Below are 13,652 nucleotides of genomic sequence, written 5' to 3'. Positions count from 1 at the left end.
TGTAATCCAAAACGCGTCTTTCGGACCGACCAGAGCCCAACAGCGGCGGCTTCGGAACATCGCCCTGCCCCTCACGTTGTAAGTCACGCCGCCACCGGACAATGCAGGCGAGCTTCACAAGGAGGTTGCGTGGGCAGATCCGCGAACGAAAAACGAAATGGGGTCCCGCTCATCCATGGTGCTGACGATCTACCGTCGGTCACTGTCGACGATTATAATATGGGACTTCGTTCCGGCGACGGCTTCCTGGGCGACAGGGCCAACAAATTCGCCTTCCAGGAGAAGCTCGATGCCTGGCGCAAGCGTGTGCGCAAGGGCGGTGACGACCCGCTCGGTAAGACGCCGACCAGCGACCTGTCGAAAAAACGGGTCGACGCATTCCTGCTCGGCGACGACAAGGAGGCGGCCGCCCTGGTCATGGGAGCGGTCGATGAATTTGCCGGCGAACTTGCCGGCGTGCTCGAGAAGTTCCTGCAGCAGAAAAGCTGGAAGAATACCGAGCGCGTCGTGATCGGCGGCGGTTTCCGAGGGAGCGCCGTCGGTGAACTAGCCATTGCCCGGGCAATGGTGCTGTTGAAAGCCGAGGGTCTGAGGATCGAGCTCGCGCCCATTGTCCACCATCCGGACGATGCGGGGCTCATCGGCGCCGCTCATCTGATGCCCGGCTGGATGCTCAAGGGCCACAGGGCGATTCTTGCCATCGACATCGGCGGCACCAATGTGCGCGTGGGCATCGTCGAGCTGCGCCTGAAGGAAGGGACCTACCTCTCGAAGGCCGCGGTCTGGAACTCGGATATCTGGCGGCATGCGGACGACAAGCCCAATCGGAGCGCGACGATCGAGCGGCTCATCGCCATGATCGAGAAGCTTGCCGCCAAGGCGGAAAAGGCGGGCCTCGCGCCGGCACCGGTGATCGGCGTCGCCTGCCCCGGAGTAATCAATGATGATGGATCGATCCTGCGCGGCGGCCAGAACTTGCCGGGCGGCAACTGGGAGAGCGAGCACTTCAACCTGCCCGTCGCGCTCAAGCAGGCCATTCCGCAAATCGGCGAGGAGGAAACTTTCGTCATCATGCACAACGACGCCGTGGTTCAGGGTCTCTCGCAGATACCCTTCATGCAGGACGTTTCCGACTGGGGAATTCTGACGATCGGCACCGGTCTCGGCAACGCCCACTTCAGCAACAAGGCTGAAAACTGCGAACCGTCCTGAACCGCGGCAGCTCGGGCGCCACGTCACGCAGTGGTTGCCTTCCCCGCCACGTCTCCCTAGCTACGGCCATGTCAACGCTTTGAAGGAAACGCACTGAATGAGCCGAAATGGCCTCTATCTCATCATCGCCCTTCTTGCGGTCGTCGCTATCGGACTGGGCATCTACGTCTACCGCGAAGAAAGCCAGCCAAGCGTCGAGATCAAGATTGGCGAGCAGGGTATTTCGGTCGAGGAGAACTGACCTACCTGTGCCTCAAACGGTGGTGTGGCGATCCCGTCCCCGCACGAAGACGGCTTTGGCCGGCAATCGACCGTCCGATGCAGGCCAGCCTCGCTAAGCGCGACTTCCGGCACCTCCTCGCGCGCGGCCTCCTCGCCTACAATGACAGCGTAGCGCGAGCTATGATGCTGCTGCCGACTCGCCGCAGCTGGCGCTGGTGTTTTTCATCTTATCCACTGGAGCCGCCATGTTCGACCTGATCATTCGCAACGCCAATCTGCCGGACGGCCGCACCGGCTTTGATATCGGCATCCGAGGCGAAAGGATCGCCGAGGTGGCGGCGAAGATCGAAGCGTCGGCCAAGGCGGAGATCGACGCGAGCGGCCGGCTCGCCACGCCGCCTTTCGTCGACCCGCACTTTCACATGGATGCGACGCTATCGCTCGGGCTGCCGCGCATGAACCGCTCCGGCACCCTGCTCGAGGGAATCGCGCTCTGGGGCGAACTGCGCCCCACTCTGATGCGCGAAGCACTGGTCGAAAGGGCGCTGCGCTATTGCGACCTAGCGGTCTCGCAAGGGCTCCTCGCCATTCGCAGCCACGTGGACATCAGCGATCCGCGGCTGGTTACCGTCGAGGCGCTGCTCGAAGTCCGCGAAAGGATCGCGCCCTATATCGACCTGCAGCTCGTCGCCTTCCCGCAGGACGGCTACTACCGCTCGCCCGGCGCCGTCGACGCGTTGAACAGGGCGCTCGACATGGGCGTCGACATCGTCGGCGGAATTCCGCATTTCGAGCGCACCATGAGCGACGGGGCGGCATCGGTGGAAGCGCTCTGCCGGATCGCCGCCGAACGCGGACTGCCCGTCGACATGCATTGCGACGAGACCGATGATCCGATCTCGCGTCATATCGAAACGCTGGCAGCGCAGACGATCCGCTTCGGTCTGAAGGGCCGGGTGGCGGGATCGCACCTCACCTCGATGCATTCGATGGACAACTACTACGTTTCGAAACTCATCCCGCTGATGACGGAGGCCGAGATCAACGTCATCCCCAATCCGCTGATCAACATCATGCTGCAAGGCCGGCACGACACCTATCCGAAGCGTCGCGGCCTGACGCGCGTGCGCGAGCTGATGGAGGCCGGCCTCAACGTCTCCTTCGGCCACGATTGCGTCATGGACCCATGGTACTCGATGGGCTCCGGCGACATGCTGGAGGTCGGGCATATGGCGATCCACGTCGCCCAGATGGCCGGCATCGACGACAAGCGGAAAATCTTCGACGCGCTGACCGTCAATTCGGCCAAGACAATGGGCCTCGAAGGCTACGGCCTCGACAAGGGGTGCAATGCCGACCTCGTCATCCTCCAGGCGCGCGATCCGCTCGAAGCCTTGCGGCTGAAGCCGAACCGCCTTGCGGTTATCCGCCGCGGCAAGGTCATCGCCCGCACGCCGCCGCGGGTGAGTGCGTTGCATCTTGAGGGGCGGCCTTCGGCCGTCGACGCCGCCGATTACGCGCCAGCATTTGGGAACTGACGTCTCCTGCGAGCGCGCCGTCTACTGCACGGCCCGCCTCGGCGAACTTGCCACCAGCCGCGCATAGGCGATCGCCGAAAGCATGTTGACGTGGTTCGCCTTGCCGGTGCCGGCAATGTCGAAGGCCGTTCCGTGATCGACGGAGACGCGGTCGATCGGCAACCCGAGCGAGACGTTCACCGCCGTATCGAAGGCGACGAGCTTGATCGGGATGTGGCCCTGGTCGTGATATTGGGCAATGACGAGGTCGAAGGCGCCGTTATAGGCGCGCGCAAACACGGTGTCGGCCGAGATCGGGCCGGAAACGTCGATGCCCTTGGCCGTGGCCAGTTCGACGGCGGGCGCCAGGAAGCGGGTGTCCTCGTCGCCAAACAGGCCGTTCTCGCCGCAGTGTGGGTTGAGGCCGGCGACGGCGATGCGCGGCTTGCGCCCTAACCGCATGAAATGATCGTGACCCGCCTCGATCGTCGCCAGCACGCGCTCGACCGTCGCGCGCTCGATGGCGCCGCGCAGCGATACGTGGGTCGAGACGTGAACGGTGTTGAGCCGCTCCGAGGCAAGGAGCATGAAGGAGCTTTTCGAGCCGGTCAGGTGGGCGAGCAGGCCGGTATGGCCATCGAAATGATGGCCCGCGAGATTCATCGCCTCCTTGTTGATCGGCGCCGTCACGATGCAATCGGCGTCGCCCGCCATCGCCATTTCAACGGCGCGGCGGATATAGCGCACCGAAGCCTCCCCGGCCGTGGCGCTCACCTTGCCGATCTCCGGAAGCGGCGCGTCGATCGGTACCTCCTCCACCCGGACCGCACCCTCGGCCGGCGCCGTCGAAAAGTTGACTGCCGTCAATGTCGACCGCTTCGCCCGTTCCAGCGCCTCGATGTTGCCGACGACCGTGAAGCGCGCGAGCTCGTCGCGCGGCAAGGTCGCCAGCGCCTTGACGATCACCTCCGGGCCGACGCCGGCAGGATCGCCGAGCGTGATTGCGACGCGGGTGTCCTTGCCCATGGTTTTCTCCCTGTGCTCGCCTAGAAGGCCGCCTCGTAGATTGCTAGAATATCGGCACGCGACAGGTCGCGCGGATTGTTGTCGAGCAGCCGCCGGATGGCGAAGGCGTCGTCGGCCATCGTGCCGAGGTCATTGGCAAGCACGCCAAGCTGGCGCAGTTTCATTTCGATGCCGAGCGAGGCGCAGAACCCATGCGCCGCATCGAAGATCGATTCGACGCTCTCCGAGGCCGGCAAGCCGAGTGCCTCGAGGACCGTCCTCGTCTTCTCAGGCACGGCCGGCGTGTTGAAGGCGAGCACATGCGGGAAGATCAGCGCATTGGCGGCGCCGTGGGCAACATGCCAGCGCGTGCCGAGCGGATAGGCGAGTGCGTGGCCGCCCGCCGTGTTCACCGGCCCGAGGCAATAACCGCCGTAGAGCGAAGCAAGCGACAGCCCGGCGCGGGCCTCGGCGTCGCCGCCGTCACGGACGGCGCGGGCGAGATAACGGCCGACCAGCCGCGCGCCCTCGATCGCATAAATGTCGATCGCGGGATGGGCCTTGCGGTTGGTGAAGGCCTCGACGCAATGGGCGAGCGCATCCACACCCGTCGCCGCGGTCACCTTCGGTGGCACGGTGAAAGTGAGCGCCGGATCGATGACGGCGATGTCGCCGAGCATATGGATGCTTTCGACCGCGAGCTTGGCCTTGGTCTCCGGGTCGGTGACGAGAGCCCGGATGCCCGCTTCGCTGCCGGTTCCGGATGTGGTCGGCACCTGGGCAAGCGCCGCTTTACGCGGCTCGGCAACCTTGCCGGCACCGACGACGTCAGCAAGCCGCTGTGATGAGCCGACGAGAACCGCCGCGAGCTTGGCAAGATCCATGGCGCTGCCGCCACCGAAGCCGACGATCAGATCGGCCTCGGCATCCTCCGCTACCCTAAGCACACGGTCGAGATCGCTCGTATCCGGCTCCGCCTTGACGTCGCCATAAACCGTCACCTCGCCAGAAAGCCCGAGAACTCCGGTGCGCGTTGCGTTGAATGCATCGGAAATCACCAGGACGCGGCGGTATCTCTTGCCTGCGGCCCATGCGCCGAGCCTTGCCGCCACACCGGTGCCGAACTCGATCAGACCTGGTCTTACCAGGGAAATGGGCGTTTCCAGATTGTTCATCCGATCGATCCTTCCTGAATCCGACGGCACGAAACAGATGTAAAGTTGTTATCACATTGCCATCAAATGGCAAGTGCGGCAACCCAAAATTTCGGCCAAAAGGCGTTTCCTGGCGCTTCTCGATATCTGACAACATCAAAAGAGAAGCCAGGTTACGCCGTTGGAAAATAAGAAAAAATGGCAAGCTGCACGATCCGCAGCGCCCGAAACCGACGATCAGTCTCTCAATCCAAGCCGGACACTCAGACAAGGTCTCACTTGTTAATTCACGGCCGCCCTCGTCAGCGGACCGTTATCCTACCTTGTGCCTTCGAGGAATCCCGGATCCAGCCGCACATATTTGATTGCCCGGCGGAAATAGGTGTAGGCGGCGTGCAGCCGGCCTTCGACGTCTTCGACAATCGACGGATAGGAGAATTCGCGGTTGAGCGAGTCCTTCGAATTGTTGCTCAGGCAATAGCCGTCGCCGGTATCGAGGTCGATGCGGCGTGGGAATGTCCGACCGCCATCCGTCGAAAACGCAAGGCTGAGCGGTGCGCGGGGTACGCCCCAGACGGCCGGGCGGGCCGAGGCGACGGCCTCAGCGGACCCACTGCCCTCCCCGCCATCGGCGGCCTCGATCTCGTCATAGAGCGAATGACGGCGCGCATCCGACATCGACGCATTGCTGTGGTTGTAAACCATTGCAATGGCGCCATTTTTCATACGAATTGCCTGGATCGACGAATTGTTGTTCGGCAGGTCCGCGGCTTCCGGCGTCGTCCAACTGAGCCCCGCATCGCCCGACTGGCTTCTGAGCACATGGCTTGCAAAACGATTGCGATAGAAGGCGACCATCGCGGCACCGCCTGACGGGACGATGTTCATATGAACCGCGCCGATGCTGTCCGGCACCTCGGACATCGTCCAGCTCCTGCCCTCGTCGCGCGAGATCAGCACGGCGGCGCGGTCGACGTCGCCGGTCCAGCGTCGGCCCGCCTCGCCGATACAGCGGAAGACCGGCAGCAGCCATTGACCGGCGCCATTGACGATGATCGGCTGGCGCACGAAGGTGCCGGGAATGTCGCACAGCACTTCGCCCGGACCGAAGGACTTGCCGCCATCCTCGGAAATGCGGCGCTTGACCACCGCGCCGTCCTGGTTGCCCGAGGTCTGCGAGGTAAAGAGCAGCCATACGCGGCCATCCGGCGCCGTGAAGATCAATGGATTCTGCTCGGATCTTTGCGGGTCGTCCGACATCTTTTCCGGATTGGACCAGTGGCGCTGGCCAGGCTCGAGCCGCGACATGTAAACTGAAATGTCGCCCATGCCCTCCATCGTTCCACCGAACCAGACGCAGGTCAGCGTACCATCCGGCAGAAAGGCAAGATTGGCGGCGTGGTTCTGCACGCAAGGGGATGGAAGATAGGCGTCGCAGCGGCCGGGTTCGGCCGGGTTCGGCACGATCTCGCCCGTCATCCGGGACGGAACTTCGTGCGGTTCCAGCGCTGAATAGGTCATCCGATCCTCCCTCAATCCAAAGCCGCGAACTTTGCAGCGAGGTCGGCGCGCTCGCCGTCGTTCAGAGGCAAGAGCGGCGCGCGCGTCCGCAGCCAGGCATCCTCACCGCGTTTCAAGGCGACCATCGCCTTGATCGTCGGGATCTGCACATAGGAATTCGACAGGGTCCGATAGGCATTGATCCGCGCCTGCGCCGCTTCGACCTCGGTCGCCTTTGCCGGATCCGAAACATGGTCGAAAATCAGCCGCAGGGAATCGGCGACGAGATTGGAGGTCGCGGTGATGCAGCCCGCGCCTCCGGCCTTCAACAGCGGCAGAAGCAAGGGATCTGCGCCGGCAAGCACGGAGAAACCCGGAAGCTCCGTCACCAGGGCCTGCATGTTGGCGAAGTCGCCGGCGGAATCCTTGATGCCGACGATCGTCTCCGGAAAGGCCGCCGCGAGTCGCTTGACGAGGGGGATCGAGAGCGGGATGCCGGAGATCTGCGGGATATGATACAGGATCACCTTGAGTTGACTGTCGCCAATCGTTTCAAGGATCTGCGAATATGCGGCGTAGATGCCCTCATCACTGACACCCTTGTAGTAGAACGGCGGAAGCATCACGACCTTGGTCACCCCGAGTGAGAGCGCATGCTTCGTCAGCGCGACCGTTTCCGGTATGGCGGCAACTCCGGTGCCCGGCATCAGCCGGTCGGAAGCAATACCCGCCGCAAGGGCGCTTTCCAGGATCGCCCTGCGCTCGTCCTGGGAAAACGAATTGGCCTCGCCGGTCGTGCCGAGGAGGGCGATGCCATGGCACCCTTCCGCAAGCAGCCTGCCGCAATGCTCGGCAAAGAGCGCGAGATCGGGGTCGCCGCTCGCTTTAAGCGGCGTCGCGGCAGCGCAATAAACACCGGTTACCACATGTCGTCCGTTCATCTGTGCCTCCTCCGCGGTCCCGCAAACGGCTGACGAACTTGTCAGATGCGGCCATCCGGACCGCTTTTCGCCGCCAATCGCGCGCGTTTCATCGCCACTGTTTGGTGCAACATCGCCCCTGTTGTCAATATGAAAAACGGAGCCGAAATTTTTGCGCTACACTAACCGATTGATTATGTGATTTTTTTTAGGGGAACCAATCTCGCCGTCCGAAGGACACGCTATTTTAGTTGACATATTTACAATATAGTCCAGTGTAGGGCCAATCAGAGCGCCATGATCCCGGGGAGAGCGGAGGCGCTCGATTTCACGCACGGGAGGAAGACATGACCAGACGGAATGACCTCGACTCCGCAGCGGCGGGCATCTCGCGGCGGGAGGCGCTGAAGCTCGGCCTTGGCGCCACGGTGGCGCTGACGATCGCCGGCATGAACGCACGCATTGTGATGGCGCAGGAAGGCCAGGTGCTGAAGGTTGCCAATCCGGCCTTCAACCAGGACTGGTCGCCACTGCGCGGCGGCGGTGTTCCCTATCGCTGGAATTCTATCTGGTGGGCCTCGCCGATGTTCTTCGACAGCGAAGGCAAGATCAATCCCTATGTCTTCACGAGCTGGGAGTCCTCGGAGGGCGACAAGGTCTGGACCTTCAAGATCGATCCCAAGGCCACCTTCTCCGACGGCAGCAAGATCACCGCCGAAGACGTCAAGGGCTCCTGGAACGTCGCGGCGATGCCGAATACTAAGAGCCAGCGCGCCGACCAGGTGTTGAGCAAGGTCGCCGGCTATGCGGAGGTAAGCGGCGGCAGCGCCAAGGAAATTTCCGGCATCGCGACGCCCGACGAAGGCACCGTCGTCGTGACGCTGAGCGAAGCCGACCCGATCTTCTTCATGCGCCTTGCCAACCACATTGCGCCGATCACCAAGGTCGAGCAGTCGCGCGGTGAAGACGGCGAGGAGATCGCCGATTGGTACACGCCGGACAGCGGCGCCGTCTATTCCGGTCCGTTCAAGCTGACGACGATCGACATCGATGCCGGCACGCTCACCTTCGAACCCAACGAGAATTTCTTCGGCCCGAAGCCGAAGCTGGCGCGAATCGAGATCAGCTCGATCGAGGACAACGTCACCGCGACGTCGCTCCTGAAATCCGGCGAATTCAACGCCCACACGGAACTCGTCACCTCGACGATCATCCAGGACCTCGGAGCGGAATTCGCCTCCGGCCCAATCATCCCGACCAGCCAGCATTTCTGGTTCAACACGGCGCGCAAGCCGATGGACGATCCGAAGGTGCGCGAGGCGCTGATCCGCGCCGTCGATCGCGAAGGGCTGATGAAGGCCTCCTTCCCCGACGGTCCGCACAAGAAGACGGACCAGATCCTGAACTCGGTGCCGGGCGCCGACAATTCCGGCTTCGACCCCTACCCTTACGATCCGGAAGGCGCCAAGCAGCTGCTCGCCGAGTCGAGCTATGGCGGACCGGAGAAGCTGCCGAAGCTTCTCTTCGTCGGTGTTTCAGGCCCGGCGATCGAAGCGGCGGCGCAGTTCATCGCCGAGCAATGGCGCCAGAACCTCGGCATCTCGGCCGTCGACATGAAGCCGCAACAAGACGCCTATGCCGGCCCGGACCAAAACGCCGTACAAATCTTCCGCGACGACGTCGGCACCCGTGTTCCGGATGCCGTCTCCTACCTGCAGGGCTCGATCGCCTCGACGTCTTCCAACGCCCAGAACAAGCTCGGCGGCTACAAGAACGAGAAGGTCGATAGCCTGCTGAAGGAAGCCTCGACGAAGGCGGCCGACGATCCGCAGCGCGTGGCGCTCGCCCAGGAAGCCCAGAAGGCCTTCCGCGACGACTGGACCTTCATCCCCTGGTATGCTCAGGCGATGTCGCGTTGGGCCACCGCCGAGGTCAAGGGCATCGACAAGAACCTCGACTGGCAGGTCGCCAAGCCGTGGGAGATTTCGGTCGGCTGATACCGGCCGGCTGCTGTCGACCTTAGACGGGACAAGTCGCGCGAAGGCTGATCGGCCTTCGCGCTCGATTAAGCGCATGGACCGAAGCTTTGTCTTGCATAGCGGGCCTCGCGCAAGAACGGCCGGTAGCCCAACGCCCCTTGGCCTCGGCGCCGGCACAGGGCAATGCATGAGTTCCGGCGGTCTTCAGAGCGGGTCCACCGGCCGGCATGCGGGAGGAAGGAGCGACATGCTGCGTTACGTCGCGACACGATTTGCCATCTGGATACCATCGGTTCTCTTGGTGATGATGGCCGTCTACGCGCTCGCCTTTTATGGCGCCGGCGACCCGATCAAGCTGATCTTCCTGCGTGCGCCGGGGGACGTCGCCTATAATCCGGAACGCATCGAGGCGATCCGCGAAAGCGCCGGGCTCAACAAGCCTTTCATTGAGCAGTTCGGTTATTATGTCTGGAACCTGCTCCAGGGCGATTTCGGCAACTCGCTGAACTCCGGGCGCTCCGTCTGGGCAATGGTCAAGGCAGCCGCACCCGTCTCCTTCAAGCTGGCGCTCTGTTCGATCATCCTGACCGCGCTCGTCGCCATCCCGCTCGGCATGATCGCGGCGCTCAATCAGAACCGCCGCCTCGACTACATCATCCTCGGCTCGGCGCTTTTCCTCTGGGCGATCCCCGCCTACGTCGCCGGACCCTTGCTGATGGTCGGCCTCATCGTGCTACTGCCCGGCGTCAACGTACCCTATGGCTGGGGCGGCGTTTTCGACATCCGCATCCTCCTGCCGCTGATTGTGCTGTCCTTCCAGCCGATCGCCCTCATCATCCGCCAGACGCGCGCCGCGGTCATCGAGGTACTGTCCGAGGATTTCGTCCGCACCGCCCGGGCAAAGGGCGTGCCGGAGATTGTCGTGGCACTCAAGCATATCCTGCGGCCGGTGCTGACCCCGGTCGTCACCCAGCTCGGCCTCATCATGATCACCATCGTCAATGGCGCGATCTTCGTGGAGCTCGTCTTCGGCCTGCCGGGTCTCGGCCGCCTGACCGTCAAGGCGCTCACCAATTCCGACTATCCTGTGATCCTGGCGATCACCCTCATCGGCTCGTTCCTGGTGATGATCTCCAACCTGCTGGTCGACGTCCTCTATCCGCTTCTCGATCCGCGCGCCGTCGATGCGAAGAGGAGCCGCTGACATGTCCACCGTTCAAGCCCAGCCCGCCCCTCTCGTCGAAGAAGCGCCGGTCAGCCTGTGGCGCGATGCCTGGTACCGGCTGAAACGAAACCGCCTGGCGATCTTCGGCCTCGGCGTCATTATCCTGCTCGCATTCGTCGCGCTGTTCGGCCCCTATCTGACGCCCTATGATTTCCTTAGCCAGGACCTCGAGGCGCGCAACCAGGCGCCGTCCCTCGCCCACCTCTTCGGCACCGACGATCTCGGCCGCGACGTCTTCAGCCGCGTCGTCTACGGCACGCGGACCGCCTTTGTCGTCGCCGTCGTGGTGACCGCAATCGCGCTTGTCATCGGCACGGTTCTAGGCGCGGTCGCCGGCTTCTTCGGCAATCCCTTCGACCGGGTGATCATGTGGCTGACCGACGTCACCATGTCGGTGCCCAACCTGCTTCTCGTCGTGGTGATCAATGCATCGCTGAAGACGCCGATCGCGCAATGGATGGAGGCGCGCTATCTCGAAACGCTGAACCCGTTCTACCGCGAGACGGTCTGGATCGATTTCCTGCTGGTCTTCGGCTCCATGGCGCTGATCTCCTGGCCGCCCTATGCGCGCCTAGTGCGTGCCCAGGTGCTCTCCATCCGCAGCCGCCCCTATATCACCGCCGCGCAGGCGCTCGGACTTTCCAACCGCATCATCCTGATGCGCTACGTGATCCCGAACGCGCTCGGGCCGCTGATCGTCGCCGTCAGCGCCGGCCTCGGCACGGCAATGGTGCTCGAGAGCGCCTTCTCGTTCCTGGGCGTCGGCGTCAATCCGCCGACCCCGAGCTGGGGCAACATGATCTCGGACGGCCTGCGGGTCTGGCAGCACTACCCGCACCTGCTTGCGGCACCGGCGGCCGTCCTCGGTCTCGCATCCGTCGCCTTCTCATTCCTCGGCGACGGCCTCAACGATGCTCTGAACCCGCGAGGCAGCAAATGACCGGGAAGAACCGCCTGCTCGACGTCAGGGGACTGACAGTCGAAATCGAAACGCGCCGCGGACCGGCGGTCATCGTCGACGGCATCGACCTGCATGTCGACAAGGGCGAGACGCTCGGCGTCGTCGGCGAATCCGGCTGCGGCAAGAGCCTCACAATGCTGAGCCTGATGCGGCTTTTGCCCAACAAGATCCGCGTCGCCAAGGGCGAGGCGCATTTCGACGGCCGCGACCTGCAGAAGATGTCGAACCGGGAGCTCAGGAAGGTGCGCGGTGGCGACATCGGCTTCGTCTTTCAGGATCCGGTGACGTCCCTCAACCCGGTGATGCGGATCGGCGACCAGCTCGCGGAGCCGTTGATCTACCATCGCGGCATGAACAGGAAGCAAGCCCGCGAACGCGCGATCGAGCTGCTCCGTCTGGTCGGCATTCCGGGGCCTGAGGAGCGCATCCAGGCCTATCCGCACGAACTCTCCGGCGGCATGCGCCAGCGCGTCATGATCGCGATCGGCCTTGCCTGCGAGCCGAAGCTGTTGATCGCCGACGAGCCGACGACGGCACTCGACGTGACGATACAGGCGCAGATCGTCGACCTGGTAAAGGGTTTGCGCGAAAAGCTGGGCATGTCGGTCGTCTGGATCACCCATGACCTGGCACTGATCGCCGGGCTCGTGGACCGCGTCGTCGTGCTTTACGCCGGCACCGTCGTCGAGGACGCGCCGGTCGACGCGCTCTACGCCAGTCCGCGCCACCCCTATACGCGCGGGCTGCTCGCCTCGATCCCGAAGCTCTCCGACGCGCCCGCCTCGCGGCTGAACTCGATCGGCGGCACACCGCCGGAACCCGGCCGCCGGCCTCAGGGCTGTCCCTTCGCGCCGCGCTGTCCGCTGGCGATGGACATTTGTCGCACGCATGTGCCGAAGCTCGAGCCCGTTTCCGCTGCAGGAAGCCACCGCGCCGCCTGCTTCGCCGTCGAAAAAGCCCTGGAGGCCGCCTGATGGCTGCAGAACCTCTGCTGAAGATAGAAAACCTCGTCAAGCACTTCCATGTGCGGCTCGGCGCCTTCGGTGAACGGGCGGCGACGGTGCACGCGCTCGACGATGTCAGCCTCGATATCGTCGAAGGCGAGACGCTCAGCCTCGTCGGCGAGTCGGGTTGCGGCAAGTCGACCACCGGCTTCACCATCCTGAACCTGCATCGGGCGACCTCCGGTAAGGTCCTCTACAAGGGCCAGGATTTGACCGCGCTTGACGAGAAGCGGATGCGGCGCTTCCGGCGTGACCTCCAGATCGTCTTTCAGGACCCCTATTCGACGCTCAACCCACGCATGACGGTCGGCGAGGCGAGCGGCGAGCCTATCCTGTTCCACAACCTCGCCCCGAAAGCGGAACTCGAAGCGAAGGTTGCGGCACTGCTGACCGATGTCGGCCTGCCGCCGCGCTTCGCCTCACGCTATCCGCACGAGCTTTCCGGCGGCCAACGCCAGCGTGTGGCAATTGCCCGGGCGCTCGCCTGCCAGCCGAAGTTCATCGTCTGCGACGAAGCGATCTCGGCGCTCGACGTGTCGATCCAGGCGCAGATCATCAATCTGCTGCTCGATCTGCAGGAGAAGTACCGCCTCACCTACCTGTTCATCGCCCACGACCTGGCGGTCGTACGCCACATCTCGACCCGCGTCGGCGTCATGTATCTCGGTCGGCTCGCCGAGCTTGCCAGCCGCGACGCGCTCTTCGAGACGCCATTGCATCCCTATACCAAGGCGCTGCTCTCGGCGGTGCCTGAAACCGACCCCGAACATGAGCGCAGCCGCAAGCGGCAGATTCTCGAAGGTGACGTGCCGAGCCCGCTTGCCCCGCCCTCCGGCTGTCGCTTCCACACGCGCTGCCCGATCGCCATGGAGGTCTGCCGCCGGGTGGTTCCGAAGTGGAAGGAGGCGCGGCCCGGGCATCTCGTCGCCTGCCACGCCGTGAACGGCGAATAG

At 63.7% G+C, this 13,652-nt stretch carries 12 protein-coding genes; 8 read left to right on the top strand and 4 right to left on the bottom strand.

Going from position 1 to position 13,652, the window contains the following annotated elements; all coding sequences use genetic code 11:
• Positions 1-129 precede the first annotated feature (129 nt).
• The 3 genes from ATC00_RS25405 to ATC00_RS25400 all read left to right on the top strand — a co-directional run bounded on the left by ATC00_RS25405 (position 130) and on the right by ATC00_RS25400 (position 2,972).
• Positions 130-1,212 carry an ROK family protein gene (locus ATC00_RS25405; protein WP_064254891.1) on the top strand — a complete coding sequence of 361 codons (1,083 nt, stop codon included), beginning with the start codon at positions 130-132 and terminating at the stop codon, positions 1,210-1,212.
• A 97-nt stretch (positions 1,213-1,309) separates the two neighbouring features.
• Positions 1,310-1,453 (top strand): hypothetical protein, encoded by a 144-nt coding sequence (locus tag ATC00_RS33090; protein WP_037380209.1) that lies wholly within the window; start codon positions 1,310-1,312, stop codon positions 1,451-1,453.
• 226 nt (positions 1,454-1,679) lie between these two features.
• Entirely contained in the window at positions 1,680-2,972 is a 1,293-nt protein-coding gene (locus tag ATC00_RS25400) for an amidohydrolase family protein (RefSeq protein ID WP_064254890.1), read from the top strand.
• Positions 2,973-2,993: 21 nt separating this feature from the next.
• Here ATC00_RS25400 and pdxA read toward each other — a convergent pair whose 3' ends face one another.
• From pdxA to ATC00_RS25380, 4 genes are all read right to left on the bottom strand, one after another.
• Positions 2,994-3,977: a 4-hydroxythreonine-4-phosphate dehydrogenase PdxA gene (pdxA, locus tag ATC00_RS25395; RefSeq protein WP_064254889.1), complete on the bottom strand. Its 984-nt coding sequence runs from the start codon at positions 3,975-3,977 to the stop codon at positions 2,994-2,996.
• A gap of 20 nt (positions 3,978-3,997) precedes the next feature.
• The gene (locus ATC00_RS25390; RefSeq protein ID WP_064254888.1) at positions 3,998-5,131 is read right to left on the bottom strand and encodes an iron-containing alcohol dehydrogenase; all 1,134 of its coding nucleotides are present in this window, start codon (positions 5,129-5,131) and stop codon (positions 3,998-4,000) included.
• A 297-nt stretch (positions 5,132-5,428) separates the two neighbouring features.
• Positions 5,429-6,631: a sialidase family protein gene (locus tag ATC00_RS25385; protein ID WP_064254887.1), complete on the bottom strand. Its 1,203-nt coding sequence runs from the start codon at positions 6,629-6,631 to the stop codon at positions 5,429-5,431.
• An 11-nt stretch (positions 6,632-6,642) separates the two neighbouring features.
• Positions 6,643-7,551 carry a dihydrodipicolinate synthase family protein gene (locus tag ATC00_RS25380; protein WP_064254886.1) on the bottom strand — a complete coding sequence of 303 codons (909 nt, stop codon included), beginning with the start codon at positions 7,549-7,551 and terminating at the stop codon, positions 6,643-6,645.
• 326 nt (positions 7,552-7,877) lie between these two features.
• On the opposite strand from ATC00_RS25380, the gene ATC00_RS25375 reads away from it, so the two are divergent.
• From ATC00_RS25375 to ATC00_RS25355, 5 genes are all read left to right on the top strand, one after another.
• Entirely contained in the window at positions 7,878-9,527 is a 1,650-nt protein-coding gene (locus ATC00_RS25375; protein ID WP_064254885.1) for an ABC transporter substrate-binding protein, read from the top strand.
• A 229-nt stretch (positions 9,528-9,756) separates the two neighbouring features.
• A complete protein-coding gene (locus tag ATC00_RS25370) occupies positions 9,757-10,713 on the top strand; it encodes an ABC transporter permease (RefSeq protein ID WP_064254884.1) in 957 nt (318 codons plus the stop codon).
• A gap of 1 nt (position 10,714) precedes the next feature.
• Positions 10,715-11,674: an ABC transporter permease gene (locus ATC00_RS25365; protein ID WP_064254883.1), complete on the top strand. Its 960-nt coding sequence runs from the start codon at positions 10,715-10,717 to the stop codon at positions 11,672-11,674.
• Entirely contained in the window at positions 11,671-12,669 is a 999-nt protein-coding gene (locus tag ATC00_RS25360) for an ABC transporter ATP-binding protein (RefSeq protein WP_064254882.1), read from the top strand. Before ATC00_RS25365 ends, ATC00_RS25360 begins: the two co-directional genes overlap by 4 nt.
• Positions 12,669-13,652 (top strand): ABC transporter ATP-binding protein, encoded by a 984-nt coding sequence (locus ATC00_RS25355; RefSeq protein ID WP_064254881.1) that lies wholly within the window; start codon positions 12,669-12,671, stop codon positions 13,650-13,652. The genes ATC00_RS25360 and ATC00_RS25355 overlap by 1 nt, the downstream gene beginning before the upstream one ends.

Origin of the sequence: Sinorhizobium americanum, assembly GCF_001651855.1 — a bacterium.
GTDB lineage: Bacteria > Pseudomonadota > Alphaproteobacteria > Rhizobiales > Rhizobiaceae > Sinorhizobium > Sinorhizobium americanum.
Note: the sequence above shows the minus strand (reverse complement) of the source record. Positions and strands in the feature narration are given on the sequence as shown.